This is a genomic window from Streptomyces sp. NPDC047049 (assembly GCF_040643995.1).
In the GTDB taxonomy this organism is placed as follows: domain Bacteria; phylum Actinomycetota; class Actinomycetes; order Streptomycetales; family Streptomycetaceae; genus Streptomyces; species Streptomyces mooreae.
The window spans coordinates 1-25,551 of record NZ_JBEYVM010000013.1; the positions used below are offsets into that span (position 1 = coordinate 1).

General features: G+C 73.1%; 18 protein-coding genes. 6 read left to right on the plus strand and 12 right to left on the minus strand.

What is annotated here, in order from left to right; all coding sequences use genetic code 11:
* Nucleotides 1–495: 495 nt before the first annotated feature.
* Nucleotides 496–1,503 (minus strand): stage II sporulation protein M, encoded by a 1,008-nt coding sequence (locus tag ABZ851_RS25265; RefSeq protein WP_361131641.1) that lies wholly within the window; start codon nt 1,501–1,503, stop codon nt 496–498.
* Between the two features lie 112 nt (nt 1,504–1,615).
* On the opposite strand from ABZ851_RS25265, the gene ABZ851_RS25270 reads away from it, so the two are divergent.
* The gene (locus tag ABZ851_RS25270; protein WP_361131644.1) at nt 1,616–2,860 is read left to right on the plus strand and encodes an RDD family protein; all 1,245 of its coding nucleotides are present in this window, start codon (nt 1,616–1,618) and stop codon (nt 2,858–2,860) included.
* Nucleotides 2,861–3,134: 274 nt separating this feature from the next.
* Here the strand turns inward: ABZ851_RS25270 and ABZ851_RS25275 are convergent, their stop codons facing one another.
* Both ABZ851_RS25275 and ahcY read right to left on the minus strand, forming a co-directional pair.
* Complete coding sequence (locus ABZ851_RS25275; protein WP_088797944.1) at nt 3,135–3,749, minus strand: hypothetical protein; 615 nt, start codon at nt 3,747–3,749, stop codon at nt 3,135–3,137.
* Between the two features lie 178 nt (nt 3,750–3,927).
* Entirely contained in the window at nt 3,928–5,385 is a 1,458-nt protein-coding gene (gene ahcY, locus ABZ851_RS25280) for an adenosylhomocysteinase (RefSeq protein ID WP_336050544.1), read from the minus strand.
* 625 nt (nt 5,386–6,010) lie between these two features.
* Between ahcY and ABZ851_RS25285 the strand changes: the two genes are divergently transcribed.
* On the plus strand, nt 6,011–8,389 hold the full coding sequence (locus tag ABZ851_RS25285; protein WP_361131648.1) for a fructose-specific PTS transporter subunit EIIC: 2,379 nt from the start codon (nt 6,011–6,013) through the stop codon (nt 8,387–8,389).
* Nucleotides 8,390–9,103: 714 nt separating this feature from the next.
* Here the strand turns inward: ABZ851_RS25285 and ABZ851_RS25290 are convergent.
* The 6 genes from ABZ851_RS25290 to ABZ851_RS25315 all read right to left on the minus strand — a co-directional run bounded on the left by ABZ851_RS25290 (nt 9,104) and on the right by ABZ851_RS25315 (nt 15,246).
* Nucleotides 9,104–10,063: a cation diffusion facilitator family transporter gene (locus ABZ851_RS25290; protein WP_361131651.1), complete on the minus strand. Its 960-nt coding sequence runs from the start codon at nt 10,061–10,063 to the stop codon at nt 9,104–9,106.
* Between the two features lie 280 nt (nt 10,064–10,343).
* Nucleotides 10,344–11,591 (minus strand): mannose-6-phosphate isomerase, class I, encoded by a 1,248-nt coding sequence (gene manA, locus ABZ851_RS25295; RefSeq protein ID WP_361131654.1) that lies wholly within the window; start codon nt 11,589–11,591, stop codon nt 10,344–10,346.
* A 79-nt stretch (nt 11,592–11,670) separates the two neighbouring features.
* Nucleotides 11,671–12,807 (minus strand): SIS domain-containing protein, encoded by a 1,137-nt coding sequence (locus ABZ851_RS25300; RefSeq protein WP_336050548.1) that lies wholly within the window; start codon nt 12,805–12,807, stop codon nt 11,671–11,673.
* 76 nt (nt 12,808–12,883) lie between these two features.
* Nucleotides 12,884–13,090, minus strand: a complete 207-nt coding sequence (locus ABZ851_RS25305; protein ID WP_336050549.1) for a Trm112 family protein — start codon at nt 13,088–13,090, stop codon at nt 12,884–12,886.
* Nucleotides 13,091–13,322: 232 nt separating this feature from the next.
* The gene (locus ABZ851_RS25310) at nt 13,323–14,681 is read right to left on the minus strand and encodes a phosphomannomutase/phosphoglucomutase (RefSeq protein ID WP_361131658.1); all 1,359 of its coding nucleotides are present in this window, start codon (nt 14,679–14,681) and stop codon (nt 13,323–13,325) included.
* A 118-nt stretch (nt 14,682–14,799) separates the two neighbouring features.
* A complete protein-coding gene (locus tag ABZ851_RS25315; protein ID WP_088797952.1) occupies nt 14,800–15,246 on the minus strand; it encodes a DUF3499 domain-containing protein in 447 nt (148 codons plus the stop codon).
* A 259-nt stretch (nt 15,247–15,505) separates the two neighbouring features.
* Here ABZ851_RS25315 and ABZ851_RS25320 point away from each other — a divergent pair, with 259 nt between their 5' ends.
* Entirely contained in the window at nt 15,506–15,964 is a 459-nt protein-coding gene (locus tag ABZ851_RS25320; RefSeq protein ID WP_361131662.1) for a metallopeptidase family protein, read from the plus strand.
* 33 nt (nt 15,965–15,997) lie between these two features.
* On the opposite strand, the gene ABZ851_RS25325 is transcribed toward ABZ851_RS25320, so the two are convergent.
* The 3 genes from ABZ851_RS25325 to ABZ851_RS25335 form a co-directional block, all read right to left on the minus strand.
* Nucleotides 15,998–17,578: a DUF5719 family protein gene (locus ABZ851_RS25325; protein ID WP_361131665.1), complete on the minus strand. Its 1,581-nt coding sequence runs from the start codon at nt 17,576–17,578 to the stop codon at nt 15,998–16,000.
* Nucleotides 17,575–21,429 (minus strand): glycosyltransferase, encoded by a 3,855-nt coding sequence (locus ABZ851_RS25330; protein ID WP_361131668.1) that lies wholly within the window; start codon nt 21,427–21,429, stop codon nt 17,575–17,577. Before ABZ851_RS25330 ends, ABZ851_RS25325 begins: the two co-directional genes overlap by 4 nt.
* A 327-nt stretch (nt 21,430–21,756) precedes the next feature.
* Entirely contained in the window at nt 21,757–22,020 is a 264-nt protein-coding gene (locus ABZ851_RS25335) for a WhiB family transcriptional regulator (RefSeq protein ID WP_003983763.1), read from the minus strand.
* 701 nt (nt 22,021–22,721) lie between these two features.
* Between ABZ851_RS25335 and ABZ851_RS25340 the strand changes: the two genes are divergently transcribed.
* Genes ABZ851_RS25340 through ABZ851_RS25350 form a run of 3 tightly spaced genes read left to right on the plus strand, consistent with a single transcriptional unit; the run spans nt 22,722 to nt 25,549 of the window.
* Nucleotides 22,722–23,231 (plus strand): cysteine dioxygenase family protein, encoded by a 510-nt coding sequence (locus ABZ851_RS25340; RefSeq protein ID WP_361131671.1) that lies wholly within the window; start codon nt 22,722–22,724, stop codon nt 23,229–23,231.
* A 33-nt stretch (nt 23,232–23,264) separates the two neighbouring features.
* Nucleotides 23,265–24,221 carry a 2-phospho-L-lactate transferase gene (cofD, locus tag ABZ851_RS25345; RefSeq protein ID WP_361131674.1) on the plus strand — a complete coding sequence of 319 codons (957 nt, stop codon included), beginning with the start codon at nt 23,265–23,267 and terminating at the stop codon, nt 24,219–24,221.
* Complete coding sequence (locus ABZ851_RS25350; protein WP_361131677.1) at nt 24,218–25,549, plus strand: coenzyme F420-0:L-glutamate ligase; 1,332 nt, start codon at nt 24,218–24,220, stop codon at nt 25,547–25,549. Before cofD ends, ABZ851_RS25350 begins: the two co-directional genes overlap by 4 nt.
* Nucleotides 25,550–25,551: the final 2 nt, after the last annotated feature.

Below are 25,551 nucleotides of genomic sequence, written 5' to 3' on the forward strand. Positions count from 1 at the left end.
TCCGGGCGCTTCCCTTCGGTCTTGCGTTTCCGACTCTATCAGATCCTTGCGGGCCCGATTTTCGCCGGTGCGTTTCCGCCTTTCGGCTTCTTCGCTTTTCCAACCTTACCAGATCCGTTTCCGTCTCCGGCCCCGTGTTGGAGCGGGTCGGCCGTCCGGCTTTCGCTTTCTGGCCTTTCCGACTCTAGCAGACCCGATTTCGTTCCGTTGCCGGTCCGAATTCGTTTCCGATTCCCCGTCGGAGGGGGTTTGCCTTTTGGCTTTTCCGACTTTATCAGAAGGGATTCGGTCGAATTGATCGACCGGGGCTTCCGGTAAGTGGTCGGTTGCGCCTCGTCGAAGAGAAATTCCGACCGAAGCGGAGATGATGCTAACCGTCGCGGATGAACTTGTCCAGTTCGTTGCAACCGTTCGAATCTACCTCCCCCTGGTGCTCGTGTCAACGGGCTCCTGGGGCGAAGAGGAGATTAGCAGGCCAGCGGGGCCCGATGCACATCACGCGGCGGTCGGGACGGTGGCTTCGCGGTCGGTGAGGTCCACGTCGCCCGTGGCTCCGGCACGTACGGCGCGGCCGCCCAGGACGTAGACGTAGAGGAGGAAGGCGAGTTCGGCGGCGATGCCGATGCCGATGCGGGCCCAGGTGGGCAGGCCGGAAGGGGTGACGAAGCCTTCAAGGGCGCCGGATATGAAGAGGACCGCGGCGAGTCCGATGGCGACGCCGAGGGCGGAGCGGCCTTCCTGGGCCAGGGCGGTTCGGCGGGTGCGGGGGCCCGGGTCGATGAGGGTCCAGCCCAGGCGGAGGCCGATGCCGGCCGCGATGAAGACGGCGGTCAGTTCGAGGAGACCGTGCGGAAGGATCAGCCCGAGGAAGGTGTCGAGGCGGCCGGCCGAGGACATCAGGCCGATGCCGACGCCCAGATTGAGCATGTTCTGGAAGAGGATCCACAGGACGGGGAGGCCGGCGAAGGCTCCGAGGACCAGGCACAGGGCGACGGCCTGGGCATTGTTCGTCCATACCTGGGCGGCGAAGGAGGCGGCGGGATGACTGGAGTAGTACGTCTCGTACTCGCCACCGGGGCGGGTCATGTTGCGTAGGTCCTCCTGGGCGCCGATCGCCGCCTGGACGTCCGGGTGGGCGGCGATCCACCAGCCGAGGAGGGCGGCGACCGCGGTGGAGAGGATCGCGGTCGGGATCCACCAGTGGCGCAGGCGGTAGAGCGCCGCGGGGAAAGCCGTGGTGAAGAAGTGGGCGGTGTCGCGCCAGGAGGCCTTGCGGGCGCCGGTGACCGTGCTGCGGGCGCGGGCCACCAGAGAGGTGAGACGGCTGGTCAGCACCGGATCCGGGGCACTGGAGAGGAGGAGGGAGAGGTGGGTGGTGGTGCGCTGGTAGAGGGCGACCAGTTCGTCGGCCTCGGCTCCGGTGAGGCGGCGTTTGCGGTGGAGCAGGGTGTCGAGGCGGTCCCATTCGGCGCCATGGGCCGTGACGAAGACATCGAGGTCCATGTGGTGTCGCTCCTCGCAGCGCCGTGGGTGGGGGCCGGATCAGCTTGGCAGACTGGCCGTGTCCGGCGTGGGGTGGGCGGGACATCGGGGAGCGAGAGGGAGTGAGCGCGGCGTGAGTGGACTCGTCACGGGTGAAGCGGTGGTGCTGGGGCTGCGGCCGGCCAGGCTTCCCAGCCGGGGGCTGGCGGTGGCCGTCGATGTGGCGGTGGCCTGGGCGGTCTACCTCGGCGCCTCACTGCTGCTGTTGAGCGCGACCTCGTCGATGGACAGTGCGGCGGTGGCGGCCGTATCGGTGGCCACGTTCGTACTGGTGCAGGTCGGGATACCCATCGTCATCGAGACGCTGAGCCATGGGCGGTCGCTGGGGAAGCTGGTCTGCGGTCTGCGGGTCGTACGGGAGGACGGCGGGCCGATCCGGTTCCGGCACGCGTTGGTGCGCGGGGGGATGGGGGCCATCGAGATCGTGATGACGATGGGGGTGGTGGCGGCCGTCGCCTCCCTGCTGTCGGAGCGGGGGCGCCGGGTGGGGGATGTGTTCGCGGGGACGCTGGTCATACGGGAGCGGATGCCGGAGGCGGAGGCGGGGACGGCACTGCCGCCTCCGCCTTCGTGGCTGGTGGCGGAGCTCGGGGCGCTGGATCTGTCGCGGGTGCCCGACGCGTGGTGGCTGACGGTGCGGCAGTACCTGACGCGGATGGGGCAGCTCGATCCGGAGGTCGGCGGGGCGATGGCGGGGCGGCTGGCGGAGGATCTGCGGGAGTTCACCGGGGTGCCGGGGCCTGCGGGGGTGCATCCGGCGGCGTATCTGGCGGCGGTGGTCGGGGAACGGCAGGCGCGGGAGTCGCGGCGGGCGTTCGGGGGGTCCGTGGTGGCGGGCGGGACGGCAGCGGCCGGAGGTACGGCGGGGGGCTACGGGGCAGCGACGGCAGCAGGCGGGACGACGGCCTTCGGAGAAGTAGCGGGCGGTGGGGGCGTTGCCGGTGGTAGGGAGTCTTGGCCTGGGGAGCCGGAGGGGTCGGTTCGGGCTGTGGGGGTGGGTACGGAGGCCGCGTCGCCTGGTGGGGCGGGGCGCCCGGGGGCGGCAGGGGGCCTGGTGACGGCAGGGGATGCGGTGTCATCGGTCTCGGCAGCGGTGTCGTCGGCTGCGGCTGGGGGCTGGGCGGCGCCCGGGGGTGGGGCCTGGGCTCCCGAGGCCGGGACTCCCGGGGCCGGGGGTGGTGTCACGGCCCGGGGCGAGTCGGCGTGCCGGGACGGTGTGGGGGCGCTCGGGGTGCCGGAGCGGCGGGAGCGTCGGGGTGATGAGGAGAGCGGCGGAGCGGGGAGGCAGCCGCGTACGGGGTTCGCGCCGCCGGTGTGAGGTGCCGGTGAGGGGTGGGGGACGGCCGGCAGGTAGGCCCGGCGGGCGTGGGGCGGTGAGCGTGGGGCGGTGGTGCGCCGGTTCGGGCCTGGCGTGTTCGGTGGTCGGGCCAGAGCGCGGGCCGCGTCGGCCCATGGGGTGCCGTGGCAGGTCGTGCGCAGAGCCTGGCACGAGCATGAGTGCGGAGGCCCGCCGTCGCGGGGACTGCGGCGACGGAGACACCGCGACGGGCCGGCCGCGACGGTGAAGGGCGGAGACCGGCGGAGCCGGCGTGTCAGGGGAACGTCGACGGTGGGGATTCGAGGGATTCGAGCTCGATGCCGGGGGCGGAGAGGACCACGTCGCCGGCGATGTGGACGGTGTGCTGTTCGCCGGTCTCCAGGTCGTTGACCTGGTATTCGTCGGCGATCAGGGGGGCGTTGTCAGTGGCGTGTGGTGTGCTTTTCAGCAGGGCCCAGGACTGGTCGAGCGTGCGGGGGGCGAGGACGGGGGGTGTGAAGGCGACGAGGCGGGTACGGACGGCGCCGGCGCCGAGGGCGGGGCGCAGGAGGCGCGCGGTGGCGATGAGGAACGCGGGGGACGCGCCGGTGAAGGCGTGGGCGGGGACGTTGCCTTCGGTGGCGTGTTCACCGGTCGGATCGGTGCGTACCCAGGTGACGCCCTCCAGGGCGGCGCCGCGGACCTGCCAGGCGGAGGCGTGGAGTTCGAGGCGGAGGGGCCGGCCGAGTTCGTCGAGGGTGAGGTCGACGGAGCCGGTGTGGTCGCCGGAAGGGTTGACGATCTGGGAGACATAGCGCCAGCCCGAGGGGCCGGTGGCGCAGTGGAAGTGCTCTTCACCGAGGGGGGTGTGATCGTGCGGGTCGTGGAGGGAGTAGTGGCCGCGGGGCATAGGGCGTCGAGTCCTTCGGGCGGTGACGTGCCGGTGCGTCGGGGGCGGCGGGTCTGTCCGGGGTCCTCATGGGCCAGGCCCCCGCCATGAGGGGCGAGGGCCTGGGATCACCGGCTGCTGTGGGGAGCACCAGCGGTCGGCGGGGCCGACCGGTCGGCGATCGCCCGCTGGAGCCGGCTCAGTAGCGGTAGTGGTCGGGCTTGTACGGGCCCTCGACCTGGACGCCGATGTAGGCGGCCTGCTCGGGACGCAGCTCGGTGAGCTTGACGCCCAGCGCGTCGAGGTGGAGACGGGCCACCTTCTCGTCCAGGTGCTTGGGCAGCACATAGACGTCGGTGGGGTACTCCTCGGGCTTGGTGAACAGCTCGATCTGGGCCAGCGTCTGGTCCGCGAACGAGTTGGACATGACGAAGGAGGGGTGACCTGTGGCGTTGCCCAGGTTGAGCAGGCGGCCCTCGGACAGCACGATCAGGACCTTGCCGTCCGGGTGGGTCCAGGTGTGGACCTGGGGCTTGACCTCCTCCTTGACGATGCCCTCGATCTTCGCCAGGCCGGCCATGTCGATCTCGTTGTCGAAGTGGCCGATGTTGCCCACGATCGCCTGGTGCTTCATCTGCGCCATGTGCGACGCCATGATGATGTCCTTGTTGCCGGTCGTGGTGACGAAGATGTCGGCGGTCTCGACGACGTCCTCGAGGGTGGTGACCTGGTAGCCGTCCATCGCGGCCTGCAGGGCGCAGATCGGGTCGACCTCGGTGATGATGACGCGGGCGCCCTGGCCGCGCAGGGATTCCGCGCAGCCCTTGCCGACGTCGCCGTAGCCGCAGACCACGGCCGTCTTGCCGCCGATCAGGACATCGGTGGCACGGTTGATGCCGTCGATGAGGGAGTGACGGCAGCCGTACTTGTTGTCGAACTTCGACTTCGTCACGGCGTCGTTCACGTTGATCGCCGGGAAGAGCAGGTCCCCGTCACGGTGCATCTCGTACAGACGGTGCACGCCGGTCGTGGTCTCCTCGGTGACACCGCGGATCTCGGAGGCCAGGTTCGTCCACTTCTGCGGGGCCTCGTCCAGCGTGCGGGTCAGCAGCTCCAGGATCGCGCGGTGCTCGTCGCTCTCCGCGGTCTCCAGCGCCGGGACCTTGCCGGCCTTCTCGTACTCGACGCCCTTGTGGACCAGGAGGGTGGCGTCACCACCGTCGTCAAGGATCATGTTCGGGCCGCCGGTGGGCGAGTTCGGCCAGGTCAGCGCCTGCTCCGTGCACCACCAGTACTCCTCCAGCGACTCCCCCTTCCAGGCGAAGACCGGGATGCCCTGGGGGTCGTCCGGGGTGCCGTTCGGGCCGACCGCGATGGCCGCGGCGGCGTGGTCCTGGGTGGAGAAGATGTTGCAGGACGCCCAGCGGACCTCGGCGCCCAGGGCGGCCAGGGTCTCGATCAGGACGGCGGTCTGCACGGTCATGTGCAGGGAACCGGTGACCCGGGCACCGGCCAGCGGCTGGGCGGCGGCGTACTCCTTGCGGATCGCCATCAGGCCGGGCATCTCGTGCTCGGCGAGGGTGATCTCCTTGCGGCCGAAGGCGGCGAGGGACAGGTCGGCGACCTTGAAGTCCTGGCCGGTGGCTGCTGTCGTCATGCGGGCTGCTCCTCGAGCGTCGAGGTGGATGGGCTGGCAGTCTGCGGCGCGGGCCGGGTCCCCGGTGCTGACCGGGGCGTATACGAGCGTACGCGGAAGCGGACGCACCCCTCCCGTTGGCCGCAGCGCAGTCCGTCGGAGGCCCTCTCTCCCTCGGCCGGTCCGCGGTGCGGGCCGACCGACCGCCATCAGCAGCGACGTCTGGCACTGGTCACGAATCTACACCGATCGGCCCGGTGAACCCCAGCCAGGAGGGGCCGGGGTGGGGGCGCTGCCGGTCGGGGAGGGGTGGCGGGACGGGGCTGTTTCCCGGGTTGCGGGGTGGCGGGGCGGGCGTTGTCTTTCGGGTTCCGGGGCGGCGGGACGGACGTTGGTTCCCGGATCCGGGGCAAGCGGGACGGACGGTTTCTCCCGGGATCCGGGGCAAGCGGGACCGCCGTTGTCTTCCGGGACCCGGGGCAGTGGGACGGATGTTGCCTATCGGCATCCGGGGCGCCGGCGACACGCGTTCCGGCTGCTGGGGCCGCGGGCCCGGAGGGGTTGGCGCGTGCTGCGACGTCATGCAGGATGCCTGGCAGCGCGGGAACGGATGCACCCCCGCGCGCACGTTCGTAAGGAGACTCGCGTGACCACCACTCCAGCGGATCCCCCCGAGGGCACGGGGAAGAGCGGGCAGGGGCTGAAACTGCTCGCAGTGACCGCCTGCCCGACCGGGATCGCCCACACGTACATGGCCGCGGAGAAGCTGACCCAGACCGCCCGGGCCCTCGGGCACGAGATCAAGGTGGAGACACAGGGGTCGATCGGAGCCGAGAACGTCCTGTCTGACAACGATGTCAGAGAGGCGGACGGCGTCATCATCGCCGCGGACAAGGAGGTGGACCGCAGCCGGTTCGTCGGCAAGCGGGTCCTGGCCGTCGGAGTGGCCGAGGGCATCCGCCGCCCCGAGCGGCTGATCGAGCGAGTGCGGAGTGCGCCGGTGTACGGGGGCGCGGAGGGTGACGGGGCCGGAGCCCGAGGCGGGGCAGGAGCTGGGGCCGGGGCCGGAGCCGAGGACGGTGCGGCGCCGGGTGCCGGGGGTGCCGGTGGCGGCCGGGAGCGCAGCATTGCGTACAAAGCGCTGATGAACGGCGTCAGCTACATGATTCCGTTCGTGGTGGTCGGCGGTCTGCTGATCGCGATCTCGCTGGCGGTGGGCGGTCATCCGGCGCCCGAGGGGCTGAAGATCGCCCCCGGTTCGTTCTGGGAGGACGTCAACCACATCGGCACCATCGGCTTCCAGCTGATGGTGCCGGTCCTCTCCGGCTATATCGCCTATGCGATCGGTGACCGGCCGGCGCTGGTACCGGGCATGATCGGCGGGTGGATCGCCACGCACGGCGAGTTGTACGGGATGAAGGACGCGAGCGCCGGCTTCATCGGCGGGATCGTCACGGGCTTTCTGGCCGGGTATCTGGTCGTGTGGATCAAGAAGGTCAAGGTTCCGAAGTTCGCCCGGCCGATCATGCCGATCATCGTGATCCCGATCGTGGCGACGACCGCACTCGGACTCTTCTTCATCTATGTGCTCGGCAAGCCGATCTCCTGGGTGTTCACGCATCTCACCGGCTGGCTCAGCGGCATGACCGGGACCAGCGCCATCGTGCTGGGGGCGATCCTCGGGCTGATGATCGCCTTCGACATGGGCGGACCGGTCAACAAGACGGCGTTCCTGTTCGGTTCCGGCCTGATCGCCTCCGGAAACCAGACGGTCATGGGCATGTGCGCGGCCGCGATCCCGGTGATGCCGCTCGGGCAGGGGCTGGCCACGCTGATCCGCCGGCGCCTGTACTCCGAGCAGGAGCGGGAGACGGGGATGGCGGCGCTGTTCATGGGGCTCTTCGGGATCTCGGAGGGCGCGATCCCGTTCGCCGCGGCACGGCCCGCGCAGGTCATCCCGGCGAACATGCTCGGCGGCGCGGTGGCCGGGGCCGTGGCGGGGATGGCCGGGGTGGCGGACGCGGTGCCGCACGGCGGGCCGATCGTGGCGCTGCTGGGTGCGGTCGACGGGGTGCCGGTGTTCTTCGTCGCCGTGGTGATCGGGGCGGTGGTCACGGCGCTGACGACGGTGATGTTGGTGGATGTTTCGGGGCGGAGGAGGGACGGGGGCGTGCGGGTGGCCGGGGGCGGTGCTGGTCTTACAGCTGCCGGTGTGGTGGCTGGCGACGCGACGGACGCCAGTGTGACGGCTGCTGGTGCAACGGCTGCCGGTGTGGTGTCGGCGGGGTCGGCAAGAGCTGTGTCGGATGTGGAGTCCGGCGCGGCACCGGGGGCGGAGCCCGTGGTCGTTGTCGGTGAAGGGGGTGCCGGTGCTGCTGGGGCGGGTGGCGCGGCCCGTATAGCCGCGGCAGTTTCCGACCTCCCCGGGAGGGCCGCCATTCCTGAGCAGGTGGCGGAGGGTGATGCCGCGGACGGCGATGTCTCCGAGGCCCGTGGTGACGACGAGGTCAGCGGGGACGGTGCCGAAGGCGACACCAACGGCTACCGGGGCGGCAGCGATGGCGCCACCCAGGTGCTCTCCGGCTATCTGACCGCGCGGACCGTCAGGACGCAGCTCGACGCCGACGGGAAGGAAGCGGCGATCCGGGAGATGGCCGAGCTGGCGGCCGGCACCGGCAGGGTGGCGGACGTCGACGAACTGGTCCGGGTGGCGCTGGCGCGTGAGGCACAGGGCACTACCGGGCTCGGTGAGGAGATCGCCATTCCGCATGCCAAGACGGATGCGGTGACCGCTCCGGTCGTCGCCTTCGCGCGCTCGGCGGACGGTATCGACTGGGGCTCGCCGGACGGCACGCCCGCCAGGCTGGTCTTCATGATCTCGGTGCCGGAGGCAGCTGCCGGCGACGAGCACCTGCGCATCCTGGCGCTGCTGTCGCGGAAGCTGATGGACGCGGAATTCCGGGCCCGACTGCAGGGGGCGGAAGACGAGGCGGCGATTCTGCGCGTCCTTGGTGAGATCCATTAAGGCCCCCCGGGCGCGGCGCCGTTGTGCGGCCCTGGGTGCACAACGGCGCGTCTTCGGGGCACCACTAGGGCGTGGGCGAACAGATCCCGTAGGGGGTGCGAGGGCCCCCTCGGGGCCTAGAACGCGGCGGTCCGGGGCGGTATTCCGCGGCTCGATTCCGCGGCTCACCAGTGGTCGAGGGGCCATGTCCGTAGGCCAGCGATCACCAGCCGTGGTCGTTAGGCCGTGGTCGTCAGGCCGTAGTCGTCAGGCCGTGGTTTCTGGGCCCTGGCCGTTGGGCGGTAGTCGTGAGAGCGCGGCCGACGGGCGTGAGCGATAGGTCCGCGGTCGACAGGCCGCGATCGCCGGGCGTGGGCGACAGATGCCGTCGACAGGCCACGTCCCGGGCCATGGTCGACGGGCGTGAGCGATGAGCGTGAGCGATGAGCGTGAGCGATGAGCGTGAGCGATGAGCGTGAGCGATGAGCGTGAGCGATGAGCGTGAGCGATGAGGCGCGGACGACGGGCGTGGTCGACAAGCCGGGCGTCATACGGCGAAGGCTCCCGCGCTCGCCAGGAGGGCGGGGGCCGCTCGTTCACAGGGGCGGCGCCGGGCTCGGTTCCGGTGCCTGCCCGGGGCTCGGGCCCTGCCACCGGTGCCTGCCCGGGGCTCGGGCCCCGGCACCGGCGACTGCCGTGGGGCTCGGGCCCCGGTGCGGGTGGCCGGCGTCGGGCTCAGGCTCCGCCCGGGGTCTTTGACGGGTCGGCGCCGGCGGCGGCGGTGGCCTCGTTGTAGATGTCCGGCTCCAGGTAGATGACCCGGGCGATCGGTACGGCCTCGCGGATGCGGGCCTCAGCGGCGTTGATGGCCTGGGCGATCTGGGTGGCGGTGTCGTCGTGCTGGACCGCGATCTTGGCGGCGACCAGCAGTTCCTCGGGGCCGAGGTGGAGCGTGCGCATGTGGATGACGCGGGTGACGACGTCGCCGTCGACGACCGCCTCGCGGATCTTGGCCAGCTGCTCGGGGCCGGCCGCCTCGCCCAGCAGCAGCGACTTGGTCTCGGCGGCCAGGACCAGGGCGATCACCACCAGCAGCGCACCGATGCACATGGTGCCGATGCCGTCCCAGATGCCGTCGCCGGTGGCGAGGGTGAGGCCGACGCCGCCCAGCGCGAGGACCAGACCGACCAGCGCGCCGAAGTCCTCCAGCAGTACGACCGGCAGCTCGGGGGCCTTGGCGCGGCGGACGAACTGGGCCCAGGTCTGCTTGCCGCGCAGCTCGTTGGACTCCTTGATCGCCGTACGGAAGGAGAAGCCCTCGGCGATGACCGCGAAGACCAGGACGCCGACCGGCCAGTACCAGTTGTCCAGCGCGTGCGGCTCGTGGATCTTCTCGTAGCCCTCGTAGAGCGCGAAGACGCCGCCGATGGTGAACAGGACGATGGAGACGAGGAAGCCGTAGATGTAGCGCTCGCGGCCGTAGCCGAAGGGGTGCTCGGCGGTGGCCGCGCGCTTGGCCTTCTTGCCGCCGAGCAGCAGCAGGCCCTGGTTGCCGGAGTCCGCGATGGAGTGCACGCCTTCGGCCAGCATCGAGGACGAGCCGCTGAAGGCGAAGGCCACGAACTTCGCTGCGGCGATCGCCAGGTTGGCGCCCAGCGCCGCAACGATCGCCTTTGTCCCGCCTGATGCGCTCATAGGTGCCGCATGTCCCTTCCGTCGTCCGGCCTTTACCGCCGCTTTAATGCTGCGGCGGTCATTGTTGCAGCCCCGCGGCGGGTGTCCGCCAGGAGGCCACCTGGCGGACGGTTCTGGACGCCCGGGGGGACGGTTTGCGACGCCCTGGGGATGGTTTGCGACGCCCGGGGGATGGTTTGCGACGCCCGGGGGACGCCTTTCCGGCCCTCGGTCGAGGGTTTCCACGATCCGGCGGCGGTTTCCCACCCCGGCAGTCGCCCGGCCGTCGCCCCGTAGGAGCTCAGGCCACCACCGTCGCGCGGAAGAGCGTGCCCTCGCCGGCGATCGTCAGGTGCTCACCGGCCGGTACGAATGCGGACTCACCGGGCGACAAGGTCAATTCACCCTCCGTCTCGGCGGAACCGCCGGAACCGCCGGCGCCGACCCCGTCACCTGCGTCCCCGCCGCCCCGCACCCGGACCGTCCCCGCCGTGCACAGCAGGATCTGCGGCGTGCGGGAGACGAGCGGGTGCGGGGCGGCGCCGGGGGCCAGGGCGAAGCGGGAGAGGCGGAACTCGTCGACGGGGGTCTCGTAGATCTCCTCCCCGTCCACCGCTTCGGGGCGCAGCACCCCCGCGTCGCCGGCCTCGAAGCGGACCACCCGCAGCAGTTCCGGTACGTCGACGTGCTTGGGGGTCAGACCGCAGCGCAGCACATTGTCCGAGTTGGCCATCAGCTCGACGCCGAGGCCGCTGAGGTAGGCGTGCGGGATGCCGGCGCCGAGGAACAGCGCCTCGCCGGGCTGGAGTCGGACGTGGTTGAGCAGCATGGCGGCCAGCACGCCGGGGTCGCCCGGGTGGTGGTGGGCGATGCCGGCGTAGGCGGCGTAGTCGTCGGCGTACGGACCGCCCTTGTCCGCCAGCCGGTCGGCGGCGAGGGCCGCCCGCTCGACGGTGCCGGCGATCGCGTGGTGCTCGGCGCTCAGGACGGCGGTGAACACCTCGCGCAGCGCGTCCTCCTCCGGGCTGGCGCGCAGGATGTCGACGTACGGCGTGAGGTCGTCGAGGTCCAGGCCCGCGAGGAGGTCGGCGGCCTGCGCCGGGTGCCGGAAGCCGCACAGCCCGTCGAAGGGGGTGAGCGCGACGATCAGTTCGGGCTTGTGGTTGGCGTCCTTGTAGTTGCGGTGGGCGGCGTCGACGGGGATGCCGCGCCGCTCCTCGTCGGCGAAGCCCTCCCCGGCCTGCGCCAGATCGGGGTGGACCTGGAGGGAGAGCGGGGAGCCGGCCGCGAGCAGTTTGAGCAGGAAGGGCAGCCGGGGGCCGAAGGCGCGGACGGTGTCGGCACCGAGTTCGGTCTCCGGGGCGGCGTCGATCACCTCGGCCAGGGAGACGGGGCCCGCGCCGCGGTCGATGCGGGAGGGGGCGCCGGGGTGGGCGCCCATCCACATCTCGGCCTGCGGTTCGCCGGTCGGTGCGGTGCCGAGGAGTTCCGGGAGGGCGGTGGTGGAACCCCAGGCGTAGGGGCGCACGGTATTGGCGAGGCGGTCCATGGGACTACTGCTTCCTGAGGGACGTACGTGGCTGCGCAGTCATGCGGCCGGCCTGCGGGTGCGGACCGGCCGTCACAGATCACTCGGTGCCGGCGAGCGCCAGGTAAACGGCGCCGAAATCCACGATGGCGAGTAGTTCCGCGGCCTTCTCCAGATCGGTGCCGGCGTCCGGTTCCAGTTCGCTGACGGCGGTGTCGCGCTCCTCGGCGAGCGCCTGGGCGGCGCGGGTGGCGGACAGCGGGCCGGGTTCCTGCTCGCGCAGCAGCACCACTCTGGCGTGCATCGCGGCTGGCTGCTCGACCCGGTCGCGGAAGAAGTCGTCGGGGTCGGCGCCGGCGGCCAGCGCTCCGGCGAGCAGGGTGCGGTGGGTGGCGAGCGCTTCGGGCAGCTCGGCGGCGAGCGCGGGGCGGCCGGCGAGCCCGGACAGCTCGGTGGCGAAGTGCCGGCCGATGGCGCCGGCGATGGTGCCTTCGGTCCAGATCAGCGGGAAGGAGTCGGCGAGGTCGGCGGCGAGGGTCTTGCCGGGGTTGGTGTACGTCGGGATGGCCGGGCCGCAGCGTTCGGCGAGCTGGTCGAGGCGGTCGGCGAGCTTGCTCAGGTCCTCCGGCGGGGCGCTGAGCAGGCCGATCCGGTCGGCGAGCGAGAGCAGCGGGATGAGCACCGACCAGAGGGTGCCGGGGGCGGCCGGCGGGGCGCCCTCGACGTCGAATTCGGCGTCGTAGGGGGTGGTCGCCAGCGGGACGGCCAGGCCGCGGGCCTGGGTGACGGCGTCGGCGAGCGGACCGCCGGCCGGGGTGACGGCGACGACGGCGCAGCCGCGGCGGTAGGCCTGCTCGACCAGCTCGGCGAGGCCGGGGTCGGCGGCGTCCGGGCCGGGGAGCAGCAGCAGGTCCAGGGGGCCGGCCCAGCCGGGCAGGGTCCAGCGCAGGGCGCCGGGCAGCGGGGCGACTCCGGTGGGCGGGATCAGGGTGACCGGGCAGCTGCCGCCGCCGAGCGCCCGCAGGAGGTCGGCGACCCCGGCCGCGGCGGGTCCCGGCCCGGCGACGAGGACGGCGCGCGGCCGCCCGTCGGGGGTGAGCTCGGGGATGCCGGATTCGGCGGCGCTGCGGGCGGCGGTGCGGACCCGGGCGCCGGATTCGGCGACGCCGCGCAGCAGACCGAAGCGGTCGGCGCCCGCCAGTGCGTCAGGGGTGTCGAGGAGTGACTCGTCGAGCATGGTGGGCGCGGCCTCCGATCGCCGGTACGGGCGGGGGAACACGGGGCGGGGCCGGGGCGGGCCCGGCGGCGCCCGGTCAGGCGGGGCTGGGGGTGCCTTCCGTGCCCCGGTGCCGGGCCTCGTCGACGAGGAGTACGGGGATGCCGTCCCGGACGGGGTAGGCGAGGCCGCAGTCGCCGGAGGTGCACCGCAGCTCGGCGGGGTCGTCGGCGGTCCGGTCGTCGAGCGGGGCGTGGCACGCCGGGCAGGCGAGGATCTGGATCAAGCTGGCGTCGACCGGCATGGACGGTGCTCCTTCGGGGCGGTTGCGGCGTGGCCAGCCTACCGCCGGGCGGGGGGCGGGGGCGTGCTCGGAGGAGATTGGGGGTGGCGGGCGGCGGGGGTGCCGCGCTCGCCCGCCACCGCCGGGGGCCGGCACCGCGCGCACGGGGCGGTCCCGGCCCGGTCCCGGCGGCGCCGGGCGCGGGGTGCGGGGCAGCCCGGTCCCGGCGGCGCCGGGCGCGGGGTGCGGGGCCTCAGGCGCGGATGATCCCCAGGGCCTCGTCGCGGACCCGGTCGGCGCTCGCCCGGTCGCGGGCCTCGACGTTCAGCCGGAGCAGCGGCTCGGTGTTGGAGGCGCGCACGTTGAACCACCAGTCGTCGGCGGTGACGGTCAGTCCGTCCAGTTCGTCGAGGGTGACGCCGGCCCGGCCCTCGTAGGCCGCCTTGATCGCGGCGAGCCGTCCGGTCTGGTCGTCGACGGTGCTGTTGATCTCGCCGGAGGCCGCGTACCGGTCGTACTGCGCGACCAGCTGCGACAGCGGGCCCTGCTGGCCGCCGAGGGCCGCCAGGACGTGCATCGCGGCGAGCATGCCGGTGTCGGCGTTCCAGAAGTCGCGGAAGTAGTAGTGCGCGGAGTGTTCACCGCCGAAGATCGCGCCGGTTTTGGCCATCTCCTCCTTGATGAAGGAGTGTCCGACGCGGGTGCGGACCGGTTCGCCGCCGTTCTCCCTGACGACCTCCGGCACCGACCAGGAGGTGATCAGGTTGTGGATGACCGTGCCGCCGGGATGCTTGGCCAGCTCGCGGGCGGCGACCAGGGCGGTGATCGCGGACGGGGAGACCGGGTCGCCGTTCTCGTCGACGACGAAGCAGCGGTCGGCGTCGCCGTCGAAGGCGAGGCCGAGGTCGGCGCCCGTCTCGCGCACCCGCGCCTGGAGGTCGACGATGTTCTTCGGATCCAGCGGGTTGGCCTCGTGGTTGGGGAACGAGCCGTCCAACTCGAAGTACATCGCATCGAGTTCGAGCGGCAGGCCCTCGAAGACGGTGGGGACGGTGTGTCCGCCCATGCCGTTGCCCGCGTCGACCACGACCTTCAGCGGGCGGATACCGCTGAGGTCCACCAGGCCGCGCAGGTGGGCGGCGTAGTCACCGAGGACATCGCGCTGGGTCACGCTGCCCGTCGCGGCGACCGGCTCCGGGGCGCCCTCGTCGGACCAGCGCTCGACCAGTGCGCGGATCTCGGCGAGACCGGTGTCCTGGCCGACCGGCGCCGCGCCCGCCCGGCACATCTTGATGCCGTTGTACCGGGCGGGGTTGTGCGAGGCGGTGAACATGGCGCCGGGCAGGCCCAGGGCGCCGCTGGCGAAGTACAGCTCGTCGGTCGAGCAGAGACCGATCTCCGTGACGTCCGCGCCGCGGGCCGCGGCGCCGCGGGCGAACGCGCGGGACAGGCCGGGCGAGGAGGGCCGCATGTCGTGTCCGGTCACGATCGCGTCCGCGCCGGTGATCTCGGCGAAGGCCGCTCCGAACAGCTCGGCCAGGGTCTCGTCCCACTGGGTGGGGACGACGCCGCGTACGTCATACGCCTTCACGATCTGCGACAGATCAGTCACAGCCAGCCCTCCTGGAGAGTCATTACGGACTCCCAACCTACCGGGCGGCGGCGCGGCACGCGGGCCGGCCGGTCCTGCCGTCGCGGACCCGGCGGGAAGGCGCAACGGCCCGCCGGGGTCAGGAATCCGGCGAGCGCAGCACCCGGAGGTGGCCCCGGCGGGCGACCTCCATGGGGTGGGTGTCGCGGGCGCCCGGATCCGGGGTGCCGCCGGCGCCGGCCGCGCGCTCCTGGGGGCGGGCCGCCTCGCGTACGGCGTTCGCGAGGGCTTCGAGGTCGTCGCCGCTGGGGCGGGGCGGGCCGGAGTCGAGGGCGAGGCGGACAACTTCCCAGCCGCGGGGCGCGGTCAGGCGCTCGGAGTGCTCGGCGCACAGGTCGTAGCAGTGCGGTTCGGCGTAGGTGGCGAGCGGTCCGAGCACGGCGGTCGAATCCGCATAGACGTACGTCAGCGTTGCGACGGCGGGGCGGCCGCACGCAGTGCGCGAACAGCGACGTACAGGGCTCACGACGTTGGACGGTACCGCACTCTTGAGCGGGCCGCGACGACTCTCCCCCGGCTCACCCAACCGTGTCGTCCCGCTTCGTCCGATGCGTCTGACCTGCACCCGCTCGACCTGACCTGGGCCGGGCACGCCGGGGCGGACGCCGCGCGGCGCGGAATCCGGTGACGACTCGATACATTTCCTGCCATTCCGGGGCCGGTCCGTGATCTCGTGCGGGCAGGCAAACGGACTCGATGCGGACAGCTCCGGTCAGCCGGCGACATGCCACGTCTTGCCGCGCTCCCCGGTGTGCGGCGGTGCCGGACGGCTACGCTCGATGCTGATGGACGCTCCCGTACCTCCTCGACCGGCGCAGCCGCGGATCCGCCGCCGCGACCGCCACGGCCGCGGCATGCGCGGCCCGATCGCGCCGCCCCAGGTGCCGCTGTCGGTGACCCGCGCCGACGCGTTCGTGGATCTTGTCTATGACTCCCGGGACCGGCTGGAGCGGCGCTGGCCGCAGCTCTCCCAGGTCGACTTCCTCGTCCTGGAGGTGCCCGGGGCCGGGCCGGACGACGGGCCGGACGCGGCCGACGGCGAGGAGACCGTGCCGCTGGGGCGGGTGGCGCCGGCCGCGGGCGGATATCGCGACCGGATCGTGATCTACCGCAGGCCGGTGGAGATCCGGACGAAGAGCCGTGACGAGCGGGCGCTGCTGGTGCACGAGGTCGTGGTCGAGCAGGTCGCCGAACTGCTGGGGCTGGCCCCGGAGTCGGTGGACCCGCGCTACGGCCAGGACTGAGGCCGTCGCGCGGGTCCGCCGGAGCCGGTGCGCTCAGCCGGTGAGGACCGACAGGTCCTGGCCCGCGGTCGGCACGAGGACCGAGCCCCGGTCGTCGGGCATCGGCTGGACGGTGAAGGCGGGCACCCCGCCCTGGGGCCGGGCCAGCATGCGGGACGCGTAGACGGGGCCGCTGCCGGGCGCCGGCTCCACCGTCAGGGCGTAGCTCCCCTTCAGGCCCGTCGGACGGGGCGGGACGGCATCGAGGCTGGTACCGCCCTTGACCGTGTACGTCTTGGTGACCGGGGTCCCGCCGCCGCTGCCGGCCGACGCGGTGACCTTCACCTTGGCGTCCTTGCCCTTCTCCGGCGCGACCAGCGAGAGGGTGGCGTCCTTGCCGCGGTTGTCGACGGCGGTGGCGCGCTTCTCGACGGGCCGGGTCGCGGGGATGAACGCCATCTCCTGCTTGGCGCCCTTGCCGCGGGTCACCCGCAGCGCGGCCGCGACCGGGACCTTGGAGCCGCTGTCGGAGGGCGTGAGCACCAGCGAGCCGGCTTCGCCCTTGGTCAGGTCCTTGAGGTCCACCGCCGTGGTCATCCCGCTCTTGAGGTGCAGGGTCTCCACTCCGGCCGGGGTGATCATCCCGGTCGGGGTGGCCAGTTGCACCTTCAGGTCGGCGTCGGACTCACCGGGGGCGAGGGCGACCAGCCGGACGGAGGTGGCGTCCTTGGGGACACCGGGCAGCACCACGCTCGGCGACGGGTCGGCGGCGGGCGGCAGCCAGTCGCTGCCGAGCTTGCTGTCGCTCGCCTGGACCGCGGCGCCCACCCGGCCCTCGCGGGCGACGACATACAGGGTCGCGTTGGTGGTGGGGGTGTCGGTGAGGGTGGAGAGCAGGACGGGGACCGTGGTGTGCGGCGGGACGGAGATGTCCTCGCCGCCCGAGCCCGCCAACGCCCCGTCCTTGCCGCGCAGTTCGAGGTCGACGACGGCCGGGGTCGAGTCGGGGTTGGTGAGGTGGACGTAGTCCTGGCGCTCGGTGGCGGTGCTGACGCCCGGGAACCAGAACGTGGTGTCGGGGGCGGTACAGCCCAGGCCCAGGAGACCGCGGCCGGCGCCCGCGGCGACCGAGGTGGTCTGCTGGACGGTCCAGCCGGGGGCGAGGGTGCCGTCCGCCGTGCCCACGAGGGCGGGGGCGTCGGCGCTGTCGGTGGTCGTGGTGACCGGCCGCCCGGCCTGCCGGAGGGGCACGACGGGTTTGGTGTCGCGGGGCGGGACGGCCTGTCCGGCGGCGGAGTCCGCGGCGCCGCCCTTGGCGCCCTTCTTGCCCTTGTCCTTGCCCTCGCCCGTGCCGCCGGTGTCCTTGACGGTCCCGGCGGGCAGCAGCTGGGCGGTGCCCTTCTTGCCGTCCGCGATGGCGGCGGCTCCCTGGGGGGCGAAGGCGGTGTAGGCGGTCTCGCCGACCTCGGAGGAGGTCGGGGCGGGGCACAGCAGCGCGGAGCGCTGGACCGGCAGCCGGGTGCCGCCGCGCGGTGCGTCGGGGGCGGCGCCGCCCGGTGCGGTCACGGCAGCGACGCCGGTGACGGCGGCCAGCGCCGCACTCACGCCGATCAGGGACATCATGGTGCGCTTCACTGCTGGTCGCTCCCGTCACGGCGCGGCTCGGGGTGGGAGCCGGAGTACCCCGGGTACTCGGTGCCGTCGTCGTAGGGCTGCTGGTGCTGCGGCCCGCCGTCGCCGTACTGCTGCTGCCCGTACCCGTACGGGTCGTAGGCGCCCGCCTGGTAGGGGTCCGCGGCGTACGGGCCCGTGGCCTGGTAGGGGTCGCCCGGCGGATAGGGCGGCCGGCCGTACGGCCCGGCCTGGTAGGGGTCGCCGGGGGCGTAGGGCTGCGGCTCGCCGGGGGCGTAGGGCTGCGGCTCGCCGGGGTGGCCGGGCACACCGGGCTCGCCCTGCGGGGCCGCCTGCCAGGCGTCGTACTCCTGCTGCTGCGGCACGGCGCCGTACGCGTCGGCGCCCCCCATGGGGCCGGCGGGCGCGGGCATGCCGTCCGCGGCCTGGGCGGGGGCCATCGGGTCGGCAGGGGCCATCGGATCGGTGGCGGCCGGGCCCTGCGGCTGCTCCCCCGTCCGGGCCGCGGGGATGCCGGGACCGGCCCCCTCGGGGGCGCCCGCGGCCTCGGCCTGGGCCCGCAGGCGCCGGGCCCGGCGGCCGTCGCCGGTCGCCGCGGCGGCCTGCGCGGCGGCCGTGTCCTCGGGCAGGTCGTCGTCGATCTCCCGGCGGCGGCCCGGCAGCGCCAGGACCACCAGGACGACGGCGAGCAGGCCCTGCGTCCACAGCCAGAGGGTGTGGCCGACCGGGTTCTCGTGGGTGAGGTCGAGGGTGCCGCCGCCCGCGGGGAGCGCGAAGCCCTGGGCCCAGCCGTCGACCTTCTGCGGCTTGAGCGGGGTGCCGTTGAGCGTGGCCTGCCAGCCCTCGTCGGCGGCGTCCGCGAGGCGCAGCACCCGGCCGTCGGCACCGGCGGGCACCTTGGTGTGCGCCTCGACGGGTCCGGACGGTACGGGGACGGGCGCGGCGGCCTCGCCGGCGCTGGTGCCGTCCTTGGCCTCGCCCGCGACGATCGAGACCCGCGAGACCCGGCGGTCGACGCGCCACAGGGCGCTGCCGTCGTCCTGGCTGAGCCGGGTCAGTCCCGGGGTGGAGTCCAGCACCCGGCCCATCTCGCGCGGTGCCCCGCCCCTGACCAGGACGTAGCGGACCGCGTAGCCGCCGAGCTGGTTGGTCTGGTCGGCGCCGGAGCCGGCCACCAGGTGGGCGACGATGCCGCCGAGCCGCTTGTCCTCACCCGCCGCCGCGGCCAGGTCGGCGTCACCGAGCTCGGCTCCGGAGCCGCGGACGAGGGAGTAGTCGACATGGCCCGGCGTGCCGTCCAGGACCAGGGTGCGGGCCCGGTCGGAGGTGCCGGCCTCCTCGGCGACGAAGGCCGGGACCTGCTCCGGGTTGCGCCGCTCCAGCGGACCGGCGGCACCGGTGATCATCCAGCTGACCGCGGCGTAGAGCGGGGCGAGCACCGACGCCAGCGCGATCAGCACGGCGACCGGCTGCTTCCAGCCGAAGCCGAGGCTGGCCATCCGGGTGCGGATGCCCTCGGCGCCGATCGCGGCGGCGCACAGCAGCGCCAGCCCGTAGACGAGCATCGCGGGCCCGGTCCAGCCGGAGCCGTTGCCCAGCGCCGCGAACAGCAGGCCGGCCAGGGCCACCGCCCAGGCGATGCGGATCGCGCGCTGCCGCTCGTCGCGCAGGGTCGCGGCGAGCGCGGCCGCCACGATGCCGAAGAGCAGCACCCCGCCGACGGCCTTGGGGCCGCCGGGGCTGAGCCCGATGAGGTCGAGGACGGAGGCGGAGCCCGCGCCGTAGCCGAGGCCGGCCTCCTGGAAGAAACGGGCCGGCCGGGTCAGCAGCGAGAGGGACCAGGGGGCGAGCACGACGAGCGGCGCGAGGAGCACGACCAGGAACCGCAGCCCGTGAGCGCCCAGCTGGTCGCGCCGGCCACCGGCGAGGCGCAGCACCAGCAGGCCGGTGCCGAGCAGCACCGCGATCGGCCAGACGACCGGGGTGAAGGCCATGGTGAAGGTGATCAGCAGCGCATATGCCCAGGTGGCTCGCCAGCTGGGCCGGGTGCCCGCGGGCAGCCGCAGTCCGCTCGCCGCGACGGCGGCGCGCGCCATCAGCGGCAGCAGCACGGCGAGCACCGCGGTGCCCAGCCGGCCGCCGGCCAGCGCACCGGCGGCCGCGGGCAGGAAGGCGTACGCGATGCTCGCCCAGGCACGCAGCAGCCGGGAGGCGACCAGCGGGCGGGAGGCGAAGTAGGCGGTGAGGCCGGCCAGCGGGACGGAGCAGACCAGCATCAGGGTGACGGTGAAGCCGGTGCTGCCGAGGAAGATGCTCGACACCAGGGCGACGACGGCCAGGTAGGGCGGCGTGGAGGCGCTGCCGCCGACGCCGACGGCGTGCCAGCTGTCGAGGTAGGCCGACCACAGATCGGACACGCTGCCGGGCGCGGGCAGCATCGCCCCGCCGGTCAGCGCGCCGGAGCCGAGCAGGCCGCGGCAGGCGACCAGCGAGACCAGCAGCAGGACGAGGAAGAGCACCGGTGCGGGCTTGCGGGCGATCCGCTTGAGCCGGGCGAACTGCTCGACCTCCAGGAAGTCGGCGTCGTCGCCGCCGGGCCCGGACTCGACCGCGCCGTGCCGGCCGGCCGAGGCCACATCCGGTGCGGCCCGCCCGGCGAGGTTGCCGGCGACCTGTTCGACGGTGGCCCGCACGGTCGCGCCGGGGGGCGGGAAGAGCGGCCGCAGTTCGCCGGTGTCGACCGCGGGGCGGCCTCTCTTCTTCCGTGCGGCGAGGATCTTGCCGGGCCGCAGCAGGGTGCCGAAGAGGCCGGCGAGTTCGTCGAGCGCCTGGCCCGGGACCTTGCCGACGAGGTAGGCGATGACCCGCAGGAAGGTGCCGATCAGCAGCCGCAGCAGGACGTACGGGAGGATCGCGCCGCGGGTGTTGGTGAGCAGGGTGTAGACGGCGCCGGCCTTGTCGACGCGGTGCGGGTTGGCCACGCTCCGGCCGACGCAGTCGATGGGGCGGCGCTCGCGGGCGGCGGCCTCGGCGTGCCGCAGGATCGCGTCCGGTGCGACCAGGACCTGGTGTCCCGCGGCCTGGGCGCGCCAGCACAGGTCGACGTCGTCGCGCATCAGCGGCAGCCGGCGGTCGAAGCCGCCCAACTCCTCGTAGACGTCACGGCGGATGAGCATGCCGGCGGTGGAGACGGACAGCACGGGGCGGACCTGGTCGTGCTGGCCCTGGTCCTGTTCGCGGCGGTCCAGGCCGGTCCAACGGCGGCCGCTGCGGGCGATGCTGACGCCGGCTTCGAGCAGCTGCCGGCGGTCGTACCAGCTGCGCAGCTTGGGGCCGACGATCACGGTGGAGGGGCTGGCGTCGGCGACCCGCAGCAGCTCGGCGAGCGCGTCCGGCTCGGGCGCGCAGTCGTCGTGCAGCAGCCACAGCCACTGGACCGGTTCGCCGTGCGGCAGCTCCGGCATGTCGTAGGCCTCGTCGCGCCAGGTGCGGCTGACCGGGTCCCAGCCGCTGGGGCGGCGCAGGTACGGCAGGTCGTCGGGGGTGAGTTCGGGGGCCGTGCGGACGGCTTCGTCGACGGCGGTGCCGAATCCGGAGCGGCGGGCGAGGTGCAGCACCCGCTCGTCCCCGATGGCCTCGGCGAGCAGCTGGGCGGAGCGGTCCGCGCTGCCGGTGTCGGCGCCGATGACGTTCTGCACCGGCCGCTCCTGGCCGAGCAGGCCGGTGAGCGCGTCGGGCAGCCAGCGGGCACCGTCATGGGAGACGATCACGGCGGTGACGACGTGCCTCGGGAACTCTGGGGTGGCGGCTGCGTATGAGGCGGCCTGGGCCGCCGGCTGGCTGTGCACGGACATCGAGGTACGGGCCCTCCGGACCCGGGAGTTCGAAGGCCCGCGGCGAAGTCGCGCTAAGGCCCCGCCCCCGGAAGACACTGCGACGGACTACGAGGCGACGCGCGCGCCCGGCAGGGCGGCGGCGCATCTCGGACGGGGCCCCACACTAATGGTTCGCGCCGGTCCCCCGACCGGGCCCGTACGAAGCAGCACACAGCAGTCCGCCTCCGGCGCACGAGTCGCAGGAGGCGGAGTGTTCGCTATAGGGGGATATGGGGAGTTGAGGTGGTACGGCGGCGTGGCCCGTGAGGCCCCGCCCGTCCGGTCCGGCCGGCTGCGCTGTCATCGTCAGACGGCGGCCTTCTTCAGCCGGCGCCGCTCGCGCTCGGACAGGCCGCCCCAAATACCGAAGCGCTCGTCATTGGCGAGCGCGTACTCCAGGCATTCGGACCGGACTTCGCAGGCGAGACAGACCTTCTTGGCCTCGCGGGTGGAGCCACCCTTCTCCGGGAAGAAGGACTCGGGGTCGGTCTGGGCGCACAGTGCGCGCTCCTGCCAGCCGAGCTCCTCGTCCGCCTCCTCGACCAGCAATTCCTGGAACAGCTCGGTCATGTGCGCCCCTCGTCTGTCTTTACGTCCCCGTGATCAAGCCGTGATCGATTTCGGCTGAACGACACGAGTGAAATTACAAGTGTGGTGATCCGGGCCAGTCAAGCCGAGATCTGCTATTGGGCCTCTTATTCACTCGGCGGAACCAAGCGTATGCGGAAAGTGTTCAAATCAGTAAAAACCAGGACACTTCCCCGGGCGTGCCACCCGGCACATCCTCAGTCGCTCACCAAGACGCGATCAGGCGGCATTCACGTTGCACCCCGCGCGCCGAAGCGGGGGAGATCACAGACGGATCACGGGGCCGCAGCGGCGTTTGAAGGGGCGGTTGCCGGTCGATGTCTCCGTGCCAACGACTGCACAAACCTTTCTTCGGGCGGAGTAACCGGATGAGGTGAAAGATTTACGGCAAACCAGTCACCAAGTTGACATCGCCGCGTGAAACCGGTCTCCTGGACCGCATGCCAGCGACCCCCGCGCTCCGACTGACCCGTGCCTACGGGTCGCTCTGCGCTGCGCAGGCCCGCTGTCGCTGTTCCAGCTGTCGTAGCCACTGAGCTCCAGCTTTTCGCTCGCACCACCCCGCAGCGCCCCTGCTCCGCGTCGCCGCGCCGCGCCCCCCACAGGGAGAGCCCGCGCCGTGCCGCAGCCCTCCCCCAGCTACGGCTGGGACCCCAGCACCTTGGCCGAGGAACCGACATCCCATGAACAGCGACGTCCAGATCGCCGGCGACCCGCTCGCCCTCCCCCACCTGCTGCCGCCCGTTCCCTCGCACCCCACCACCGTCGCCGGCTTCGCGGGACTGGCCCGCTCGATCGCCGCCGACCGCGCCGCCTGGGCGCCGCTCGTCCGCTACGACACCACCACCCGCTGGTATTACCGGCTGCGCCGGGGCCCTGGCTACGAGGTGTGGCTGCTGAGCTGGGTGCCGGGGCAGGGCAGCGGGCGGCACGACCACGGGGCGTCCTCCGGTGTGCTGACCGTCCTGGAGGGCGTTTTGACCGAGCACACCGCGACCGGGCCCCGGACGCTCGCGGCCGGCGCCCAGCGGGTGTTCGCCCCGGGCTACGTCCACGAGGTCGTCAACGACGCCCTGACCCCGGCGGTCAGCCTGCACCTCTACTCCCCGGGCCTGACCGCCATGCCGATGCACCCCGGCCAGGCCGCGGCCCCGGGAGGCGCGGCCGCCCCGTCCGAGGTACTGGCCCCCTGACGCCCACCCGCCGGCCCCTGCCATGCTGGGGCCATGCGAATCGTGGTTCTGGCCGGCGGTATCGGCGGCGCCCGCTTTCTGCGGGGACTGAAGGCAGCGGCTCCGGACGCGGACCTCACCGTCATCGGCAACACCGGCGACGACATCCATCTGTTCGGGCTCAAGGTGTGCCCCGACCTCGACACCGTGATGTACACGCTCGGCGGCGGCATCAACGAGGAGCAGGGCTGGGGCCGCACCGACGAAACCTTCCGGGTGAAGGAGGAGTTGGCCGCCTACGGCGTCGGCCCGGAGTGGTTCGGGCTCGGTGACCGGGACTTCGCCACCCATATCGTGCGGACCCAGATGCTGGGCGCGGGATATCCGCTCAGCGCGGTCACCGAGGCGCTGTGCGCGCGCTGGAAGCCCGGCGTACGGCTGCTGCCGATGTCGGACGACCGGGTCGAGACCCATGTCGCGGTCGACGAAGACGGCGAGCGCAAGGCGATCCACTTCCAGGAGTACTGGGTGCGGCTGCGCGCCTCGGTGCCGGCGCATGCCGTGGTGCCGGTCGGTGCGGACCAGGCCAAGCCGGCGCCGGGCGTGCTGGAGGCCATCGCCGACGCGGACGTGGTGCTGTTCCCGCCGTCCAACCCGGTGGTCAGCATCGGGACCATCCTGGCGGTGCCGGGCATCCGGGAGGCCATCGCGGACGCCGGGGTGCCGGTGATCGGCCTCTCCCCGATCGTCGGCGACGCCCCCGTGCGCGGGATGGCCGACAAGGTGCTGGCGGCGGTGGGCGTGGAGTCGACCGCCGCGGCCGTCGCCCGCCACTACGGCTCCGGGCTGCTGGACGGCTGGCTGGTGGACTCCGTGGACGAAGGCTCGGTGGCCGAGGTCGAGGCGGCCGGGATCCGCTGCCGGGCCGTGCCGCTGATGATGACCGACCTGGATGCCACGGCCGCGATGGTGCGCGAGGCGCTGGCCATGGCCGAGGAGGTCCGGGCGTGAACCACCCCGAGGGGGTGCCCGGGTACCGGGTGTGGGCGTTGCCGGGAGTGCCCGAGGTGCGGCCCGGCGATGACCTCGTCAAGCTGATCGCCGCGGCGGCCACGGCCGAGGGCATGCCCCAACTCGCCGACGGCGACGTGCTGTTGGTGACCTCGAAGATCGTCAGCAAGGCCGAGGGCCGGGTGGTCGAGGCCACCGACCGCGAGGCGGCGATCGACGCGGAGACGGTGCGGGTGGTGGCCCGGCGTGGCACCCTGCGGATCGTGCAGAACCGGCAGGGCCTGGTGATGGCCGCGGCCGGTGTGGACGCCTCCAACACCCCGGCGGGAACGGTGCTGTTGCTGCCACAGGACCCGGACGCCTCGGCACGCGCCCTGCGGGCGGGCCTGCGCACCGAGCTCGGCGTCGACGTCGGCGTCGTCATCAGCGACACCTTCGGGCGGCCGTGGCGCAGCGGCCTCACCGATGTCGCCATCGGGGCCGCCGGGGTGCGGGTGCTGGACGATCTGCGCGGCGGCACGGACGCGTACGGCAATCCGCTCAGCGCGACGGTGGTGGCCACCGCCGACGAACTGGCCGCCGCGGGTGACCTGGTGAAGGGCAAGGCCGCCGGGCTGCCGGTCGCGGTGGTGCGCGGGCTCCCCCATGTCGTCGAGGAGACGGGCGACGGCGCCGGGGCGGGCGCCATGGTGCGCGGCGCCGAGGACGACATGTTCCGGCTGGGCACCTCGGAGGCCGTACGCGAAGCGGTGACGGCGCGGCGTACGGTCCGCGCCTTCCGCGACGAGCCGGTCGATCCGGGGGCGGTCCGGCGCGCGGTGGCCGCGGCGCTCACCGCCCCGGCGCCGCATCACACCACGCCGTGGCGGTTCGTCCTCCTGGAGTCCCCGCAGGCGCGGGCGCGGCTGCTGGACGCGATGCGGGACGCCTGGATCGCGGATCTGCGCGCGGACGGCAAGACGGAGGAGTCCATCGCCAAGCGGGTGCGGCGGGGCGATGTGCTGCGCCGGGCGCCGTATCTCGCGGTGCCGTGCATGGTGACGGACGGCGCGCACGACTACCCCGACGCGCGGCGGAGCGCCGCGGAGCGCGAGATGTTCGTGGTGGCCCATGGCGCGGGCATCCAGAACTTCCTGGTCGCGCTGGCGGGTGAGCGCCTGGGCTCCGCCTGGATCTCGTCGACGATGTTCTGCCGGGACGTGGTCCGCGAGGTGCTGGGACTTCCCGGGAACTGGGAGCCGATGGGGGCGGTGGCCATCGGGCGTCCGGCGGCGGCACCGGCGCCCCGTCCGGCGCGGACCGCCGACGAGTTCGTGGTCGTGCGCTGAGC